Origin of the sequence: Chlorobium ferrooxidans DSM 13031 (assembly GCF_000168715.1) — a bacterium.
In the GTDB taxonomy this organism is placed as follows: Bacteria; Bacteroidota; Chlorobiia; order Chlorobiales; family Chlorobiaceae; genus Chlorobium; species Chlorobium ferrooxidans.
The window spans coordinates 1-18686 of sequence record NZ_AASE01000004.1 but is presented as its reverse complement, the minus strand read 5'-3'; the positions used below and the strand labels follow the sequence as shown (position 1 = coordinate 18686).

Annotated in this window: 19 protein-coding genes; 6 read left to right on the top strand and 13 right to left on the bottom strand. The window is 51.1% G+C overall.

The window, feature by feature from the left end:
* Window positions 1-224 precede the first annotated feature (224 nt).
* The 3 genes from CFERDRAFT_RS03440 to CFERDRAFT_RS03430 are packed head-to-tail and all read left to right on the top strand — an operon-like array spanning window position 225 to window position 4487.
* Window positions 225-1595: an urease accessory protein UreH domain-containing protein gene (locus tag CFERDRAFT_RS03440; RefSeq protein ID WP_198002388.1), complete on the top strand. Its 1371-nt coding sequence runs from the start codon at window positions 225-227 to the stop codon at window positions 1593-1595.
* Window positions 1585-2205: a DUF305 domain-containing protein gene (locus CFERDRAFT_RS03435; protein WP_006365815.1), complete on the top strand. Its 621-nt coding sequence runs from the start codon at window positions 1585-1587 to the stop codon at window positions 2203-2205. The genes CFERDRAFT_RS03440 and CFERDRAFT_RS03435 overlap by 11 nt, the downstream gene beginning before the upstream one ends.
* Window positions 2202-4487 carry a heavy metal translocating P-type ATPase gene (locus tag CFERDRAFT_RS03430; protein ID WP_006365814.1) on the top strand — a complete coding sequence of 762 codons (2286 nt, stop codon included), beginning with the start codon at window positions 2202-2204 and terminating at the stop codon, window positions 4485-4487. Before CFERDRAFT_RS03435 ends, CFERDRAFT_RS03430 begins: the two co-directional genes overlap by 4 nt.
* A gap of 84 nt (window positions 4488-4571) precedes the next feature.
* On the opposite strand, the gene CFERDRAFT_RS03425 is transcribed toward CFERDRAFT_RS03430, so the two are convergent.
* From CFERDRAFT_RS03425 to CFERDRAFT_RS03415, 3 genes are all read right to left on the bottom strand, one after another.
* Window positions 4572-5216 (bottom strand): CAP domain-containing protein, encoded by a 645-nt coding sequence (locus CFERDRAFT_RS03425; protein WP_006365813.1) that lies wholly within the window; start codon window positions 5214-5216, stop codon window positions 4572-4574.
* Window positions 5217-5278: 62 nt separating this feature from the next.
* Window positions 5279-6358: an SO_0444 family Cu/Zn efflux transporter gene (locus CFERDRAFT_RS03420; protein ID WP_006365812.1), complete on the bottom strand. Its 1080-nt coding sequence runs from the start codon at window positions 6356-6358 to the stop codon at window positions 5279-5281.
* Between the two features lie 82 nt (window positions 6359-6440).
* Entirely contained in the window at window positions 6441-6806 is a 366-nt protein-coding gene (locus CFERDRAFT_RS03415; RefSeq protein WP_006365811.1) for an ArsR/SmtB family transcription factor, read from the bottom strand.
* Between the two features lie 181 nt (window positions 6807-6987).
* Between CFERDRAFT_RS03415 and bfr the strand changes: the two genes are divergently transcribed.
* A complete protein-coding gene (gene bfr, locus CFERDRAFT_RS03410) occupies window positions 6988-7455 on the top strand; it encodes a bacterioferritin (RefSeq protein WP_006365810.1) in 468 nt (155 codons plus the stop codon).
* A gap of 123 nt (window positions 7456-7578) precedes the next feature.
* Here bfr and CFERDRAFT_RS03405 read toward each other — a convergent pair whose 3' ends face one another.
* The 6 genes from CFERDRAFT_RS03405 to CFERDRAFT_RS03380 form a co-directional block, all read right to left on the bottom strand.
* Window positions 7579-7869, bottom strand: a complete 291-nt coding sequence (locus CFERDRAFT_RS03405; RefSeq protein WP_006365940.1) for a type II toxin-antitoxin system RelE/ParE family toxin — start codon at window positions 7867-7869, stop codon at window positions 7579-7581.
* Window positions 7866-8156: a type II toxin-antitoxin system Phd/YefM family antitoxin gene (locus CFERDRAFT_RS03400; protein ID WP_006365809.1), complete on the bottom strand. Its 291-nt coding sequence runs from the start codon at window positions 8154-8156 to the stop codon at window positions 7866-7868. Before CFERDRAFT_RS03400 ends, CFERDRAFT_RS03405 begins: the two co-directional genes overlap by 4 nt.
* A 137-nt stretch (window positions 8157-8293) precedes the next feature.
* Entirely contained in the window at window positions 8294-9268 is a 975-nt protein-coding gene (locus CFERDRAFT_RS03395; RefSeq protein WP_006365808.1) for a DUF1848 domain-containing protein, read from the bottom strand.
* 230 nt (window positions 9269-9498) lie between these two features.
* Entirely contained in the window at window positions 9499-9837 is a 339-nt protein-coding gene (locus tag CFERDRAFT_RS03390; RefSeq protein WP_006365807.1) for a helix-hairpin-helix domain-containing protein, read from the bottom strand.
* Complete coding sequence (locus CFERDRAFT_RS03385; RefSeq protein WP_006365806.1) at window positions 9834-11114, bottom strand: Y-family DNA polymerase; 1281 nt, start codon at window positions 11112-11114, stop codon at window positions 9834-9836. Before CFERDRAFT_RS03385 ends, CFERDRAFT_RS03390 begins: the two co-directional genes overlap by 4 nt.
* A 6-nt stretch (window positions 11115-11120) precedes the next feature.
* Entirely contained in the window at window positions 11121-11573 is a 453-nt protein-coding gene (locus CFERDRAFT_RS03380; RefSeq protein ID WP_006365805.1) for a LexA family protein, read from the bottom strand.
* A 410-nt stretch (window positions 11574-11983) separates the two neighbouring features.
* Between CFERDRAFT_RS03380 and mreB the strand changes: the two genes are divergently transcribed.
* A complete protein-coding gene (mreB, locus tag CFERDRAFT_RS03375; RefSeq protein WP_006365804.1) occupies window positions 11984-13036 on the top strand; it encodes a rod shape-determining protein in 1053 nt (350 codons plus the stop codon).
* A 119-nt stretch (window positions 13037-13155) separates the two neighbouring features.
* Here the strand turns inward: mreB and CFERDRAFT_RS03370 are convergent, their stop codons facing one another.
* Window positions 13156-15645 carry a sodium-translocating pyrophosphatase gene (locus CFERDRAFT_RS03370; protein WP_006365803.1) on the bottom strand — a complete coding sequence of 830 codons (2490 nt, stop codon included), beginning with the start codon at window positions 15643-15645 and terminating at the stop codon, window positions 13156-13158.
* A gap of 312 nt (window positions 15646-15957) precedes the next feature.
* On the opposite strand from CFERDRAFT_RS03370, the gene pth reads away from it, so the two are divergent.
* Complete coding sequence (gene pth, locus CFERDRAFT_RS03365) at window positions 15958-16530, top strand: aminoacyl-tRNA hydrolase (protein ID WP_040433037.1); 573 nt, start codon at window positions 15958-15960, stop codon at window positions 16528-16530.
* A 5-nt stretch (window positions 16531-16535) separates the two neighbouring features.
* On the opposite strand, the gene CFERDRAFT_RS03360 is transcribed toward pth, so the two are convergent.
* From CFERDRAFT_RS03360 to CFERDRAFT_RS03350, 3 genes are all read right to left on the bottom strand, one after another.
* A complete protein-coding gene (locus CFERDRAFT_RS03360) occupies window positions 16536-17366 on the bottom strand; it encodes an alpha/beta fold hydrolase (RefSeq protein WP_006365801.1) in 831 nt (276 codons plus the stop codon).
* Window positions 17367-17429: 63 nt separating this feature from the next.
* The gene (locus CFERDRAFT_RS03355) at window positions 17430-17972 is read right to left on the bottom strand and encodes an RNA methyltransferase (RefSeq protein ID WP_006365800.1); all 543 of its coding nucleotides are present in this window, start codon (window positions 17970-17972) and stop codon (window positions 17430-17432) included.
* A 2-nt stretch (window positions 17973-17974) separates the two neighbouring features.
* Window positions 17975-18686: pyridoxal phosphate-dependent aminotransferase (locus tag CFERDRAFT_RS03350; RefSeq protein ID WP_040433035.1), on the bottom strand; the 712-nt coding region annotated here is incomplete at its 5' end.

Here is an 18686-nt window from a genome sequence, read left to right as displayed (position 1 = left end):
AGCAACATGGAGAATAGTCAACCCTGAGTGTAGAATATTCTCCATATCTTTCATCATACAGAGAACGCCCTCCCGCCTGGAACAGGCCTCGCCGGGTTTGGCACGATATCTGTTACTCTCTAATAGCTGGCAGAACCCGGCAATGGAACCTTTACCTGTTCAATACAGGTAATAGCTGATACATCTATAACCCTTGCAGCACATCTATCCTTTACCATATGATTATGAAACACCGTACCTATACAGTCAAAGGCATGTACTGCCCGGCGTGTAAAGAGATTATTGAAGAGACGCTGCTTGAGTCAGGAAAAGTCAGTGAGGCCGAAGCGTCAATGGCGAAGGGAACGGTAAGTGTAAGTTACAACGGTGACGACATATCAGCCCGGGAGCTGAACGCTCTCTTTTCCAACGGGGCCTATACCTTTTCCGACACTCCAGCACAAAAAAACAGTGTTGATGAACTGCTGAAAGCCGCTGCTATAGCTCTCATCGTGACGGGATTTGTTTCAACGCTCTCCTATTCCGGCCTGCACAGCATCCCGGCAATTGACAGAGCAAGCTCCCTCGCCACACTCTTTCTCTTCGGGCTCCTTGCCGGACTTTCAAGCTGCGCCGCACTTGTCAGCGGAGTGCTTCTCTCACTCACATCGCAATGGATGAGCAAATACAAGGAAGATGCATCACTCCTGCATAAAATGGAACCCCATCTCTTTTTCAACATCGGGCGGATTGCAACCTATACACTCTTCGGTGCGCTGCTCGGGCTTGTTGGCGAAACCATCCATCTCTCGCCGGCATTTACATCGTTTATGATCGTAACCATTTCACTCCTGATGATTGTGCCTGCGCTGCAGATGCTCGGCATTACCTTCTTTAACCGTTTCAGCATTGCTCTGCCGAAAAAAGCCCGACCATCAAAAGCCGCAAACAGAAAATCCACTCCACTGCAGGCTGCCGGTGCCGGAGTCATGACTATACTGGTACCATGCGGCTTCACCATGGCAGCTGAAGGTGCAGCAGTACTCTCCGGCTCAGCATCGGCCGGAATGCTCATCATGCTCTTTTTTGTACTCGGCACCACACTCCCGCTCTTCATCATCGGTTTTTCAAGCACAAAACTCGGAAGCAACCCCCGAACATCCAGACTCTATATGAAAACTGCCGGAATGCTCATCATCCTCTTTTCACTCTATAATATGAATGACCGCTTCGATCTCACCGGCCGGTTCTCCCTGGCGGGAAGTTCCGGAGCCGGAACATCAGAGAGCGTTGCCGTTGCCGCTGTAACAAACCAGAGAGAACAATCTGCCGCTGACGGCAATGCTGCCCTTGTCAAAACCATCTATACCAATGCAGAGGATATTACGCCCTCAACCTTCCAGGTCAAAACAGGCCAGAAAGTACGTATGGTTGTTGACTCTCGCGATACTGGCACCGGATGCATGAGCACTATCATGATTCCCGGTCTCTACGAGAAACCGCAGTCACTGGTTAAGGGAAAACCGGTTATTATGGAGTTCACGGCAAAAAAACCGGGCAGCTATAAAATCACCTGCGCCATGGGAGTGCCAAGGGGCGTTATCAATGTCCAGTAATGATTTCAATCATTTCCATGAAAAAACAATGAAAAACATCTCTCTCTCCCTGGCTGTGGCACTCTCTATAGTCATGGCAGTAATCGGCATCGGTACGGGGTACTGGCTCACTCCCCAATACTCCCTCTCCATGTATGACAAAAACAGCATGGATCTGGGTCAGGCGGATAAATGGGTTGACCTGCGCTACCTTGACGGCATGATCGCCCACCACCGGGGAGCAATCCTGCTTGCTGAAAAGGCCTCGATAAGCCAGCGGACGGAGATCCGAAATCTGTGCAAGGAGATCCTGAAAAACGAACCGGTGGCCATAGCCGAGCTCTACCAATGGAAAAAGGAGTGGTATGGAGACCGGAGAAAGGTCCGGGACCCGCAGGTAGCGAACCTCGGGAGCAGTGACAGCAAGCTGGATCTGCGTTTTCTTAATGCGCTTATAGCTCATCATGAAAATGGCGTCCGAATGACCAGGGAGATCCGCCTGAAATCGAGCCGGAGTGAAGTGCTCGACAATGCCGATGCTGTGGAGCTGTTCCTCAAGGGGGGGCTTGGTATGCTCAGGGAGTGGAGAAAAGAGTGGTATAACGTTATTGACACAAATCCCTACCTATGACAACGACCGGAACATACAGCGTGAAAGGGATGCACTGCGCAAGCTGTGCAGCCATCATCACCAAAAAGCTCTCAAAGGTTGAGGGAATCACCCGGGCCGATGTCAATCTTGCCACAGAGAAGGTCACCATTGCATTCGACCATGAAACCCTTCCGGTTGAAGCACTCAATGATGCCGTCAGCAGGTATGGCTATGCCATTGCGGCTGAGCCGGGAACCGCAAGCGCCGGGGAATCGCAGAAAATCGCAGCTTCCGGAGCCATCCGCCTGAAGGAGGAGAAAAAGCAGGCGCTTCTTGATCAGAAAGCAAAAGTGCAGTTTGCCCTGCCGATAGCCCTGCTCGTCTTTATCCTCATGATGTGGGATATCGGTTCAAGGTTTATTGAGAGTGTCCCGAACCTTCCAATCCCGATGGAGCTCTTCAATATTATCTCCATGGTTCTTGCCACCTGGTTTGTCTTCAGGATCGGAGCACCATTCCTGCACGGCATCGTCATGTTCCTGCAGAGCGGAGCCGCAAGCATGGATACCCTCATCGGCATCGGTACCCTCACGGCATACGTCTACAGCGCACTCATCACCCTTATCCCCTCACTGCGGGAGCTGCTGCGCGTGCCTGACTACACCTACTTTGACGTCACCATTGTGGTAATCGGTTTTGTTCTGCTCGGCAAATATCTTGAGGCCCGCTCAAGGATGAAAACCGGTGAAGCCATTGAAAAGCTGATTAATCTTCAGGCCAAAACCGCTATTGTGCTCAGGGAGGGAAAAGAGATTGAGATTCCGTCAGAAGCGGTCAGAAAAGGCGACACGGTTATCATCAAACCCGGTGCAAAACTTCCGGTAGACGGCATCATCATTGAAGGGTTCTCCGCAATAGACGAATCGATGGTGACCGGAGAGTCCATTCCTGCTGATAAAAAGAGCGGGGATGAGGTTATCGGCGGCACCATCAACAAACAGGGCTCTTTCACCTTCAGGGCATCCAATGTCGGCTCCGACACGGTTCTGGCCCGCATCATCCGGATGGTTGAAGAGGCGCAGGGGTCAAAAGCGCCGATACAGGAGATAGCCGACAAAATCGCCGGGATTTTTGTGCCTGTTGTGCTCATTATTGCGGCTGCAACGTTCCTGATCTGGATCACTGTCGGCTCCTCATACCTCGGTTTTTCAGTTGCACTCTCCTACGCCATATCGGGCATGGTCGGCATTCTGGTGATCGCCTGCCCCTGTGCGCTCGGGCTGGCAACCCCGACCGCCATCATCGTAGGCATCGGCAAAGGGGCTGAGTACGGCATCCTTATCCGCAACGCCGAAAGCCTTGAAAAACTCAGCTCGGTCGATACGGTTGTGTTTGACAAAACCGGCACCATTACCACCGGAAGCCCGAAGGTCACCGACGTCACCCCTCTCTCTGAAGGCACAACTCCCGAGTCGCTGCTGCAGATCGCGGCCAGTGTTGAAAACCGCTCCGAACACCCTCTGGCAGAGGCTATTCTTGACGAGGCAAAGAGGCGTTCGATCACCCTCAGGGATATTTCGGAATTCAAAGCACTTGAGGGGATGGGGGTATCGGCAACCATTGCCGGGCTGCCGGTTACTATCCGCAAGCCTCTGGAGGCTGAAAGGGAACTTGCCGAAGTCAAGAGGCTTCAGGCAGAGGGAAAGACGGTCGTCATGATTGAAGAGAACCGGATCGCTCTGGGGTTGATTGCGCTCAGTGACACCGTCAAAACTGAGGCGAAGGCGGCCGTAGCGGCACTGCACAGGAGAGGGCTGAAGGTCATCATGCTGACCGGCGACAACCGTGCTGCGGCGAACTACATGGCTGGTCAGGTCGGCATTGATGAGGTGATTGCAGAGGTACTCCCAACAGAAAAGGCGGCTAAAATAAAGGCGCTTCAGTCTGAAGGGAGAAAGGTTGCCATGGCGGGTGACGGCATCAATGATGCTCCGGCCCTTGCACAGGCCGATGTCGGCATTGCCATGGCAACGGGAACCGATATTGCCATTGAGTCCGCCGGTATAACCCTGCTGAAGGGCGATATCAACAAGGTTGCTCAATCCATAACCCTCTCACGCGCCACCATGAATGTTATCCGCCAGAACCTCTTCTGGGCTTTTATCTACAACATCATCGGCATACCGCTTGCCGCAGGTGCACTCTACCCTTTCTGGGGAATCTTTCTGAACCCGGTATTTTCAGGACTTGCGATGGCCGGAAGCAGCGTCTCGGTAGTAAGCAACTCACTGCGCCTGAAAGCAAAAAAGCTGGATCGATAAGCGCCTAAAAACGGGACTGCGTAAAGATGGGTGTGAGTGAGGATGCGGCATTGGGCCCCATACGTTGGAACCGGCAGGTAAGGGCTATCTGCCGGACGGGTCGGACTCCTCTCCGAACCAGACAACGGCGTATGAACCGGAGATGGCCACCCCGACCGCATTCCACTGAAGCCGCTCCCACTTTCCCGAGTTGGTTATTACGGCATTGTGTGCTGACGATCCCTCCCAGAGCGATAACGCATGTGATGGCAGCATCCTTCCGCTGCTCGTACAGGCCACAACCTCAAAGCCGTTTCCGTTGTAGGAGGTCAGCTCCCTCGGCTTGCTCCACATCCTCTGCACACTCTCTCCTCCGTTGTAACAGACCGGCTGCCACGGCCCATATTCCGACCAGCTGTGCAGGTTGCATGAGCCTGAAGGGGGGTGTGCCTCAAGGTCACGAACATGCAACCGGGCAACACGCGAAAGATTTGGTGAAACAGGAATGGGAGGCTTCCCCTCACTCCTGCGGTAATCCATAAGCAGACGGTACAACCGGGCTTCTTCATCCGAAAGCGACACCCTTGAACTCTTTCCCGCTCCATGCGAAGCCTGAAGGAGCTCTGTGTCACCGCCATACGGAGATCCATCTGCAGCAAAAGCAGAAACAGAGTGAGCGATGAGGAGAGCAACAGGAAGCACTATCCCTGCAAGCGAGCGTAACAAACTGACCATACCCTGAATCATCATTTTAGCATATCCATAAAAATAAATACGCCACAAATATAACGTAAATATAGTGAATTACACTCTTACCGGGGATGACCAATCTGTTTTTTTGGCAGCAGTGATTTCAGCACCAGCAGGAGAAGCACAACAGATGCAGCAATGGAAACAATGCCTGCCTCCTCGTGAGCCCCTTTACTGACCCAATGCGTAATATCGTAGCCGAGATAGCTGTAGAGGTCATTGACCACTACTCCCCCGATGAGAGAGATGAGTACAATGCTCGCCAGATAGATGAGAGCCGATTTTCTGCCAAGCATTCTGAAAATCACCGGGAGCGATGCCGCATTAGTTGCCGGACCGGCAAGAAGAAACACAAGGGCGGCTCCCGGTGATATTCCTTTCAGGGCAAGTGCAGCAACAATCGGAGTCGAAGCTGTAGCGCAGACATAGAGCGGCACGGAAACGATAAACATCACGAGCATCGAAAGATATTCATTCGACAGATAGCGGCTTACCACTTCCGTTGAAACAAAAACCGAGATGAGGCCGGAGAGCAGGATACCGATAAAGAGCCAGAGGCCGACATCGTTCAACAGATCGCCGAAGGCAAAGCTCATACCCTCCCTGAATTTTCCGGCAACCGTCAGTTTTTCCTGCTTTTTATGACTGCAGCAGCATGAAGATGCACAGGCACTCTCCCCCGATTTATCTATGTCAGCCGCAACTTCGTTTGCGCTCTGCTTTCCGGCAAATGAAACCGCAATGCCGGTTGCAATTGCCATAAAAAGCGCAATAACCGGGCGAATAACGGTCATCAGCGGATCGAGCAGCGCCCAGGAGACCGCAATGGAGTCCACACCGGTTTCAGGTGTTGAAATAAGAAACGCCGCAACAGGACCATTCCCGGAACCCTGTTTCTTCAGGCCTGCTGCAGCCGGAAGCACGCCGCAACTGCACAGGGGAATGGGAATACCAAATAATGAAGCTTTGAAAATACTCGCCATTCCCCCTCCCCCAAGATGGGTGGCAACAAAATCATCAGGAACAAATGCCTTGAGCACTCCGGCAATAAAAAAGCCGAGCAGCACAAAGGGGGCGGATTCAAGAAGCACACTCCACGAAGCGAGAAGTACTTTCGAGACAACAATCAATAATTCATTCATAAGAAAACCTCAATTGGAGTACTTTTGCACATATTCTCACATGATTATATGTTCATATTTAAAGAAAAAAAAAAGAGCAGTGTTACTTCCCTTCCCTGATGTGTTCGGAACCGGTCCGGATAAGCGTTGAGACATGGGTGTCGTCAAGAGTGTAGAGCACATTCTTTCCCTGCTTGCGCGACTTCACCAGCTTGGCATCCCGCAGCACCCTCAACTGATGCGACACTGCCGACTGATTCATCCCGAGAATAGAGGTGAGATCACAGACACAGAGTTCCGAGAGACAGAGCGCATTGAGAATCCGTATTCTGGTATGATCGCCAAGCACCTTGAAAAGCTGTGCAAGCTCCTCCTGCAGCGGCTCCCCCGGCATCGCTTTGCGAACACGCTCGACAACATCCGGATGAAAACACTCCTCCTGACAACCCTCAGCTCTTTGATCCAGCATAGCTATAACTCAATTACATGAACAACCATTCATATGATAATAAAAACAGATATATTCGCAAAATCTCTCCTCCTGAAAATAATTCCCGACAAAGATGTTGCGGGATTTCGGATTATCAGCTTTATTATACGAAGTGGCTATATGAAAGATTCCATTATCAACACGAATCAAGGAGAGACCGATGAAAGGAAATCCGAAAATAATCGAAAAACTCAACAGCCTGCTCGCTGACGAGCTGACGGCAATCAACCAGTACATTGTGCATTCGGAGATGTGCAGCAACTGGGGTTATGAAAAACTCCACAATGCTGATGAGAAGCGTGCAATTGATGAAATGAAGCATGCCGAAAAACTCATTGCAAGAATCCTCTTTCTTGAAGGCATTCCCGTTGTCAGCGACCTCAAAAAGATAAAGATAGGAGCCGATGTGGCCGCTCAGCACAAAAACGACCGGCATTCGGAAGATGGAGCCATTGCCTCCTACAATGACGGAATCAGGCTTGCTGTTGAAGCCGGAGATAACGGCACCAGAGAGCTGCTTGAATCAATCCTCCGCGATGAGGAGGCCCACATCGACTGGCTTGAGGCTCAGATTGACCAGATCAGCCAGATGGGGATACAGAACTATCTTGTAGAACAGCTTGGATAAGGCTGCTCTACCGATATTTCGCCCCTCCGGGGCTTAAAAATCAAACCGCTCACGACAATTTATAGCGGCACCCTGAAGGTTTTGCCGGATGATTGTTTCCTCCACAAACCAGTGGATGGGCGATTAATCCGGCATCAATATCCGTCTGGCATGATAAACTGCCACAATCACGATCCTGGAAAATTGTTCATCGATTTTATACACAATCCTGTATTCACCGTGCAAAAGTTCCCGGAGACTCGCGTCAACGAATTCCGGAACAACCCTTCCTAAGTGCGGATAATCGGAAAGCTTCCTGACTGCTTTTTTTACAGAATCCGCCCATTTTTTTGCAGCAGCAGGCTTGTCAGCAGCAATATACCTGACCACATCGGTAATCTGGCGAGCTGCACGTTCTGAAAACTCTACGTTCACTGTTTTTCAGCTTCAGCAATAATCTTGTCAAGGGATGCAAACAGCTCTTCCGCCGGGATGGTGCGGTTATTGCGATACTCTTCCAATCCCTCCGTAACCAATTGCATAAAGGTTATCTGATCAAGCATCTTCTGGTATTGTTCCGCATCGAGCAGCACTGCGGCACTCTTTCCATGCTGCGTTAAAAGCAGAGGTTTCTTGCTGACGGAAAGCTCCTCCATGTACCGTTTAATATTGTTTCTGAAATCAGTTAACGGCGTAACATTTCTTGTATCGATGGCGTGCATGGCATGTCAGAAATAAATATGACAGAATAATGTACAATATAACGTCATTCAAGGACAAAACATCTACACCCCGTTATAAATTCATTCTGTGAGGTCTCGTCGGGACTTGAACATTCACGTGTAGAGAGGACGCCCTTCTATGAAAACAGCTCACCCTGATGCAATCCGGGAGCAGATGGTGTTCGCGCTGAAGCAGCCCGCTTGCGGGGTGCAGGCGTGGTGATTGTTTCGTCTCCGTGCAGGCTGTCGCAGAGCATCGGTGATGATGGATCGTATGCTTCAAAAGCTTTGCCTGCCTTTGCCTGTCCGGCAACAGCATAGCAGTAGAGGCATCCGTGCGGACAGGTATCATAGCTGCCGATATCACGGCTCTCGATGCATCCGCAGGCATGGCGTTGGCTGCCATCTTTTTTTGCTCCCCTCATCCTTCGACCGGAAATGCGCTCGACAAGCCCGCCATCAATACAGCGGCTGTGCATGATGCCGTAACGGGAGAGATCAACCTCCTGACTGCATGTACAGAGTGCAATGTCCTGTTTTGCGGCGATATCGGCAAAGAGAGCCGCCAGCTCACCCATCTCCGCGCTGTCGGGCAGGGTGTAGCGGAGATTGCGCATCCGGCTCCTCACCTTGCGGTAGTCGTCAAGAAAACTGATGATGCAGCGCCCGGTATAACCGGAAAGCTTTTCTGCAAGTCTTGGAAATGAAGCAGCATGCCATGCCGGGGTAAACTGATCGGTGATGACAACGGGGTCATACCGCCACACCACTTTTTCAGGACCGACAAGGCGAGAGAGCCGCCGGAACACCTCAACAATTGAGCCTTTTTCAGGCACACCGGGCTCCAGCGTTACATCATAGGGTGTCAGGGTAAAAAGGAAATAATATGAGTACCCGAGGGCATCGATTTCCGGCAGACGCGAGAGAAAGGGTTCAGGGTTCTTGGTCCAGAAGACAAGGGCATCAACCGTTGCCGGGGTCAGCATAATTCTGCTCACCTGCTTTGGCTGCATGGGGTTACGCACCAGCACCTCACCGGCCTTCAGGCGGTTCACAAGCCACTCACCGTAGAAGGCGGGAATGTCTGTACGGCGGCTGGCGCTGATAATCATAATGGCACCTCTATTAATCTATTCCGCACTACGATTACTGCGTTGGGCTGGAGCTTGAAAAGACAGCAAAGACTACAAGGACATCAAGGACAAAGAGAACAGCCGGATGGTTTTCTTGTTCGAAAGGGCAACCACAGTGGGGCCTAAAAGTCAATCCAGAATCTCTTCCTTCTTGTCCACTCAAGTCCACTGAGTCCACTTTCTTCATTTTCTTTTCGTCTCTTTCGTGGTTAAAAATCTTCAAACCGCTCATGATAATTTTTAGAGGTACCCGTGGGCGCCTCTTTGCTGAGCAGCCGCTTCCGCTCTTCGGTAAACGACCACCAGGTACGCGGCTCACTACCAGACATGAAGCTGGTGAGCGACATGAATACGTCAAGCACGCAGGGATCCTGAACGGTATCCGTCACCCGGCAAAGATCGTGATACATCTCCAACGCCGAGCGGCCGACAAGCTGCTCCGGCCTTGAAATACCGATCAGCCGGAGATCGCCGGCTATCGATTTACCGATATTGGGCAGATCGGTCAGCTCTTTGAGCCTCTCTCTTGACACCTTTGCGGGATTCATGGCTTCACCTCAATGATATCACTCCAGCGGGTTGTGTAAGCGGGTGAGAGTTTCTCCTGCCGCTGCTTCCATCCCGATGAGCAGTCGGAAGCAAGGCGGAGTGTTCCCGGTCCGTAACGAAAGTTCAGAGCATCAAGCGCCTCCATGAGGCTGGCCGCCCTCCCCTGCTTTTCCGGCAGCGGATCGGTGTCGAAGAGCGAAAGCGTAGTCTGTTGCGGTTCGCTCACGGAACCGATCCCGCTCAGAATAACCCCGGCTTTTTTGTACTCATATCCCCTCCGGTAGAGACGCTCAAGCGCAAGCGTTGCCGCCTTGAGCAGAAGCAGGGTATCGTTTGAGGGTGCCGGAAGCGAGAGCGTCTCGGTTCCCCAGTACCGCTTCTCCTTTGGGGCAAACGGGCTGGTACAGGCAAAAACCGTAACCAGCGAAGCTCTTGATTCTTCCCGGCGGAGCTTGAACGCACATTTGGAAGCAAAATGCACCACGGCATGCTGAAGCTCCTCCTTTGCAATCACGGGCGTACCGAACGAACGGGATGTACAGATCGACTGCTTTGGTGGCCGCACCAGTTCGAGCGGCAGGCATGAGCGGCCATTCAGCTCCTCCTGCACCCTTGCCCCGGTAATATGGAGGTTTCGGCGGACCCAGGGCGCAGGCGCAGCGGCAAAATCCAACGCGGTATGAATCCGGTGCCGGTGCAGGAGCGCGCCGTAACGCCTCCCGATTCCCCATATATGCTCAACTGCCATGCCGGAGAGGGCATCGCGGATCCCGGCATCCGTTCTCAAAAGAGAGACCCCGCCGAGAGATGCGTTTTTCTTGGCCATACGGCTTGCCGCCTTGGCAAGGGTTTTGGTGGCACCAATACCGATACTGACGGGAATGCCGGTATGCTTCTCCACGGTCTGCCGGATTTGACGGGCATAGCGGTCAAGATCAAAACGGCCGAAACCGCTGAGGTCAAGAAAACACTCATCGATGGAGTAGATCTCAATATCGGGAGCAAAATCGGCAAGCGTCCGCATCACCCGTGCGGAAAGATCACCGTAAAGCGGAAAGTTGGCCGAGTAGAGGGCTACACGGTGCTGCTGAAGCAGCTCCCGGCACTTGAATGCCGGTTCACCCATACCGAGACCGATAGCCTTGGCCTCTTCCGACCGGGAGATAAAACAGCCATCGTTGTTGGAGAGCACCACAACCGGACGACCCCTCAATCCGGGGTTGAACAGCCGCTCGCACGACACATAGAAGTTGTTGCAGTCAATCAGGGCAAACATGACGCTCTACCTGGCCTTGTGGATGATATAGGTTACAACACCCCATACCAGAAAATCATTCTCCTCCGTGATCCGGATCGGAGTGAACTCCTCGTTGGCCGGCATCAGGAGAAGCCCGTCAGCATGCTGCATAATCCGCTTGACCGTAAACTCACCGTCCAGAAAACAGATGGCAATATCGCCATCCTTCGGGTCCAGTGATTTGTCGATCACCAGAATATCTCCTTCCAGAATCCCGGCATCAATCATGGAGGAACCCTTTACCCTGGCATAAAAGGTGGCGGCCGGATGGCGGACAAGAGCCTTGTTGAGATCAAGGCTGAGCTCCATATAATCATCAGCCGGAGAGGGAAACCCGGCTGAGACCCCGGTTTCGGCAAACGGAAGCCGCAGTTCGGTCGAAAGATCCGGCGAGTAAAAGTCAATCACACGACTCTGATATATTCTGGTCAGTTTCATAGGTATTCATCCATTCTGACGGTAATGGTGATCAGGTGAAATCAAAAAGAGCCGCCCGCAAGTACAAGCAAACAAATATATAACGTATACAAAAAGCGTGCATATATCCTGCCGTACGGCAACCGGAACATCCTCTTTGTCTCTGGGTAAACATAAACAGAATCAACTGCATTTCCCCCTGATTTCTGAACACCTTTACTTCGGTCAAAAAAATTTGCTACTCCATTGAGAGTGTTCCTGTGATTTTTTTTGGGAGTGAGCTAAAGCATTGTGTAACTTGACGCATTCAGAAAAGTGGCACCGCTGATCATAACCTGGAAGGAGAGATCAATGGTATTTTCCAGAGGGAAACAAAACCCGGTTTCACAAGCTACAGCGACCCCCATGAGATTACACAGAACCATCATAACATGAGTTTTTTCAGCAACCTGTTCAGGGATATCGCTATTGATCTTGGAACAGCAAATACATTGATATATATACGCAACGAGGGCGTTGTGTTAAATGAGCCGTCAATAGTTGCCCGCGAACGCAATTCAGGAAAGGTTGTTGCCATCGGCAATGAAGCTCTTCTCATGCATGAAAGAACCCATCCCGGCATCATCACCATCCGGCCTCTGGCCAATGGGGTTATTGCCGACTATGAAGCAACGGAGGAGCTGATAAAGGGTTTGATCAAAAAAACAAGGAGCCGCTTCTCGCTGGGTATCCGCCGAATGGTTATCGGCATTCCGTCAGGAATCACCGAGGTTGAAAAAAGAGCCGTACATGATGCCGCCGAGCATATAGGAGCCAAAGAGATCTATCTGGTATCGGAACCGATAGCCGCTGCCATCGGCATTGGACTTGAGTTCAATGAGGCAAGAGGAAACATGATTGTCGATATCGGTGGCGGCACAACAGATATCGCCGTTATTTCACTTGGAGGTATTGCATCCGGAGAGTCTCTGCGGGTTGCCGGAACTGATATAACAAACTCGATTATCCGGCACTTCCGGAAGACATACAACATGTCCATCGGTGAACGTACCGTTGAAGAGATAAAAATGCAGATCGGCTCGGCCTACAAGCTCGACACAGAAATGACCATGACCGTAAAGGCGGTCAACATCAAATCCGGGCTTCCCGAAGCAATGAAAGTCGATTCAGTAACCATCAGGGAGGCCATTGCCACCCCGATCGGCCAGATCATTACATCGATAAAAAAAACCCTTGAGATGCTGGTCGTAAAACCGGAACTCTCGGTGGACATTCTTGATCGCGGCATTTTCCTTGCTGGAGGAGGAGCTCTCATCAAGGGTATTGACAAGAAAATCTACGAAGAGACCAAACTTGCCGTCCATATCACCGATGATCCCCTGACCGCTGTAGCAAGGGGAACTGGTGAAATCCTTGAAAATATCGAAAAATACCGACCGGTACTCCATTCGAGCAAACGCTATGCGCTGAGAATCCCGGGATAAGGCAAGCCTCCTCTCCTGAGCCATTTTTTCACAAGGCATTCATTTCCGCAATTACCGCATACAACAACAAAAGCCGCATCACTGCGGCTTTTGTTGTTGTGTCGAAAAGGCTGGTCTTACTATTCGTCAACCTTGATCCTCATGGAGAAGAAGGAACGGTGAACAAAAATCAGCGAAAGGGCAAAGAAGATTGCTGCCAGGGTCAGCGCCAGCTGCGGAGGCAGTTCAATGGCGAGTTCGATGGCAAGCAGACCGAACAGTGTGGTGAACTTGATGATCGGGTTCAGGGCAACCGAAGAGGTGTCCTTGAACGGATCGCCGACCGTATCACCGACAATCGAGGCATCATGCAGTTCGGTGCCTTTGGCGTTGAGCTCGGTTTCAACAAGCTTCTTGGCATTGTCCCAGGCGCCACCGGCATTGGCCATAAAGATAGCCTGGTAGAGACCAAAGAGAGCAATGGAGATCAGGTAACCGATAAAGAAGAAGGAGTCAAGACAGGCAAAGGCCAGTGTTGTAAAGAATACGGTCAGAAAGATGTTAAGCATACCTTTCTGCGCAAACTTCGTGCAGATCTCCACAACCTTCTTGCTGTCCTCAATTGAAGCCTTTTCTGCGCCACTATCCAGCTTGATGTTCTGCTTGATGAATTCAACCGCATAGTAGGCTCCGGTAGTTACCGCATTGATGGATGCACCGGTAAACCAGTAGATCACCGCACCGCCCATCATGAGGCCGAGCAGGAACGGAGGAGAGAGAATGGAGAGCTTCGCAATGGAGCTGACATCGGCAAGACCGTTGGTAAGGATCATGATAATCGAGAAAATCATGGTCGTTGAACCCACTACAGCCGTACCGATAAGCACCGGCTTGGCCGTTGCCTTGAAGGTATTGCCTGCGCCGTCGTTGGCTTCAAGGTAGCGTTTTGCATTGGTAAAGTCAGGCTGGAAGCCGAACTCGCTCTCAATCTCTTTTGCCGAAACGTTTTCGATCAGAGAAAGCTCATAGACCGACTGTGCGTTATCGGTAACCGGACCGTAGGAGTCAACAGCAATGGTCACTGGACCCATGCTCAGGAAGCCGAACGCCACAAGTCCAAAAGCAAAGACGGAAGGAGCAAGCATGATAACATTGTCAAGCCCGACCGTAAGGATTCCCTGTGCGGCAATCAGCTCAGGCGTCAGACCCAGAGTCGTGATTCCAAGCGTGCTGAGGCCATAGGCACCTGCCATAAGACCCACAATGGCAAGACCCATCCAGTAGGCACTGAAGTTACCGGCAACAAGACCGGAGAGAATGTTTAAAGCGGCTCCGCCCTCTTTGGTGCACTGCACAACGTTGCGTACATGGGCACACTCGGTTGAGGTAAAGCGGTTGACCAGTTCAGGAATAAGAGCACCGGCAATTGTTCCGCAGGTGATAATCGAAGCAAGCTTCCACCACATGGTACCGTCACCAAGCGTGCGGATCAGGTAGTACGAAGCGATATAGGTAAGCACGATCGAAACAATAGAGGTAAGCCAGACAAGCGTGATGAGCGGTTTCTCGAAGTTCATCTCGTCAGCATTGCTGTACTTCATCTTGGCATAGGCCGCATTGACCCAGTAGGATACGGCACTGGCCAGAATCATGACAAGGCGCATGGCAAAAATCCATACAAGCAGCATGATCTGGATTTCAGGAGCCTTGATAGCGAGCAGGATAAAGGAGATCAGGGCAACACCGGTAACACCGTAGGTTTCAAAACCGTCAGCCGTAGGTCCGACCGAGTCACCGGCATTGTCACCGGCATTGTCACCGGCACAGTCGGCAATAACGCCGGGGTTACGGGCATCATCCTCCTTGATCTTGAAAACAATCTTCATGAGGTCGGAACCGATGTCGGCAATCTTGGTAAAGATACCGCCGGCAATACGGAGCACTGAAGCGCCGAGAGACTCACCGATAGCAAAGCCGATAAAGCATGGTCCGGCAAAGTCAGCAGGCACAAAGAGAAGGATGCAGAGCATAACGAAAAGCTCGATGCTGATAAGCAGCATACCGATACTCATGCCGGCTCTGAGCGGAATGGCATAGGTCGGAAAGGGTTTTCCGCCAAGACTTGCAAATGCGGTTCTTGAGTTGGCAAAGGTGTTGATCCTCATGCCGAACCAGGCAACCGTATAGCTTCCGAGGATACCGATAAGACTTGCCGCAAGAATGGAAATAACCTTTATGGTTTCCAGATTACGAAGCCAGCCGAAGTAAGCAACAATAATTGCGCCGATGAGAACCCAGAGAACAAGAATAAACTTGCCCTGCGTTATCAGGTAGGTTTTACAGGTAGCATAGATCAGCTCACTGATCTCCTTCATGGCACTGTGAACAGGCAGATTGCGGATGCCCATATACTGTACCACACCAAAGAGCATGCCGAACAGGCAGATGGCAAGCCCCCATAATAAAAGCGTGTCTCCGGGTATGCCACCCAGAAATGATACCGAATGGAGATCCGGCAATACCAGATCAGCCTCGCTTGCATGCGCAACCTGCGACTGCAGCAAAAGCCCGAGACCTCCCAGAACCGATCCGGCTCTGGCCAACCATGTTACGTTCAAAGGTTTTTTCATTGCACTGTTTTTCACTGTTATTCTTGATTCAAAGAAAGAATGTTCTCAGCAAAATCATGTCAACTCGATAACGGCCTGTCAAAAACAGGATTACGTAAATTGCAACTTTTTTCATGAATCTCAATACCTTTTCGCAGAACTTCTTAGCTCTTCACCGCTATTTTTGATCTTCCCGAATTCTCTCCGTTTCCGGCTCAAAAAATGATCGGTTATTACAGATTCTGCCCGGCCTCTCTTATATTCATTCCGTCGGCAATTGGCATATTGTCCAATTGTAAACCAAAATCATTTACCGATTTACGCTTCTTCGCCATGAAACTTGTTGCCGGTCTTGGAAATCCTGAATCCCGCTACACAGGAACCCGCCATAATATCGGCTTTGAAGCTGTGGAAAAAATCGCTGATTTTTTTCAGGAAGGATTCTCTGCCGGTAAAGGCAAATACCTTGCGGCTAAAATCCGGCATGAAAAAGAGCAGGTCATCCTTATCAAACCGATGACCTACATGAATCTCTCCGGCCACGCGGTTGTCGCTGCCATGAATTTCTATAAAATCGCAGCGAGCGACATCCTGGTGATCTGTGATGATCTGAATCTCCCGGCAGGATCAATACGCCTTCGGTCCAAAGGATCAGCGGGTGGACAGAATGGCCTGAAACATATTATCGAATCTCTTGGAAGTGATGAGTTTGCACGTCTGCGAATAGGCATCAAACCTCAGGATCAGCCTCTGGGCTCTTTTTCGTCGTTCGTGCTTGGAAAATTCAGTGAAGAGGAGCGTTCGGTTATGGCGGGTGTGCTTCCGGTATGCCGGGATGCCGCGCTTGATTTCGCCGTGAACGGTATCAATCATGCCATGAACCACTTCAACAAGCCGGCACTATAGCTCCTTCAGGAGGAGGCACATTGAAGCACCGCCGGTTGAGGCAGAATACCCGAAGATATTTTTTTCAAAAACAGTATCGCCCGGCTGTTGAACTCGGCCGGTTGATCGACATTGCAGACATGACCGGAATTACCGATCACCTCAAGCCATGAATTGGTGTGTCGCGTAATGATGTAGCGTACAGCGGGCAGAAACATGTGATCCTCATCGCCCATCAGGTAGAGCGTCGGAATTCCGGTATCCTTCTCCTCAAAATATTTCAGGAGCGGCGTTATTTCATTGGTCAGCCTGAACCAGCGCATGAACTCTTTCTGCGCCACCTTTTTGGCTTCATTGACAAAGAGAAGCCTCGACTTTTTATGGCGCGGGCTCGGCATGATGATCCATGCAAAAAAACGATAGAGCCACATATAGGGCACTACCCGCTTGAACATATTGCCGAGGGCAACCAGTACCCTTGCCCGGATATTGAGCCGGAGAATTGCCCCACCCAAAACCATTGAGGTTACGCGCTCCGGAGCTATTTCACTGAGATTGCGGATAAGAATGGTGCCGAGCGAGATACCGATGAAGTGGGCTTTACGGATATTGAGCGAGTCGAGCACTTCGATGATGTCACGGGTGATATCCTCAAAATCATAATGGCGCTCCTCCTTGTGAGGCAGCATCCCTTTCGACCTGCCGTGACCCCGAAGGTCAACCAGCAGGACATTGAAATAGCGTATAAACTCCTTGATCTGCAAGAACCATATCGAAGAACTCCCGCCGGCTCCGTGGACAAACACCACCCATGATGCATCGGGATCATCCAACTCGTATGTCTTGTAATGAAGCATGGAGAAACCGTGTTAAAACATTGCCGCCTCGAAAGAAACAGAACAAGGGTACCCGTTTAAAAGTTACACTCCGCTCCGCATGACACGAACAAACTCAAACAGAGCTATCCCTGATGCCACAGCTACGTTAAGCGAATGCTTGGTACCGTACTGCGGAATCTCGAGAACCTCATCACAGAGCTCAAGCAGCTCGTTTTCAAGGCCGTCAACCTCATTACCCACAACAAGGCAGAGCGGAAAATCACCGGGAGTGAGCGCACTGTAGGGACGGCTTCCTTCCGTAATCTCAAGACCGCAGATCTTCACTCCTGCACGTTTCAATGCCGAAAGCGCCACAAGCGGATCGGCATGATACTCCCAGGCAACACTATCCTGGGCTCCAAGTGCGGTTTTATCAATCTCTTTTCTCGGCGGTGTCGCTGTATAACCCGAAAGAATCATCTTTTCAATTCCGGCGGCATCAGCTGTGCGGAACATTGAGCCGACATTCCACATACTGCGGATATTGTGCAGCATCAGATAAATCGGGTGTTTCGGGGCTCCGGCATACTCCTCCGGGCTCATACGGTTCATTTCCGGACCATGCAGCTTTCTGAACCCTTGCATGCTCAAATCGAACGGAGTTTTTCGATTAACGCACGGTTTTCATCAACAAGACCGACATTGAATCTCAGGCAGTTTTTCATCATCGGATAGCCGGAAACATTTCTTACCAGAATGCCCTCCTTCTGAAGCGCCTGAAAAACGGTACCGGCATCCGGAACCCGGATGATCAGAAAATTGGTATCACTCTCAAGCGTTTCAACGCCCTCAATGGAGAGAAGCTCGCTGTAAAGTCTGGCCCGTTCATGAAGAATATAGGATACGGCATCCGTGACCAGTGAGTAGTTCGAAAGCACACGCTCGATGGTGATCTCCTGAAGCCTGCCGGAAGCAAAGGGGATTTTCGGTTTTGCAAGCTCAGCCATCAGGGCCGGGTTGGCGATCGCAAAACCAATCCGTATCCCTGCAAGAGCAAGAGCTTTGGACATGGTGCGCAGCACCACAACATTGGGCAGCTCATCAATCAGTTCAAGAGCGGAACGCTGACGGGAAAACTCGATATAGGCCTCATCAACAAGGACAATGGCGTCACATGATTCCGCAATCAGGCGGATATCGTCCAGAGCGAGTGATTTGGAGGTAGGATTGTTTGGTGTAGAGAGCACAATAAAATGAACAGCCTCATCCCGGGCCGTCCGGATAATAGCCTCCGTGTCAAAATCCAGACCGGGCTGCATCGGCACCTTGACAATCCCGGACGCAAGAGCAGGGCGATTT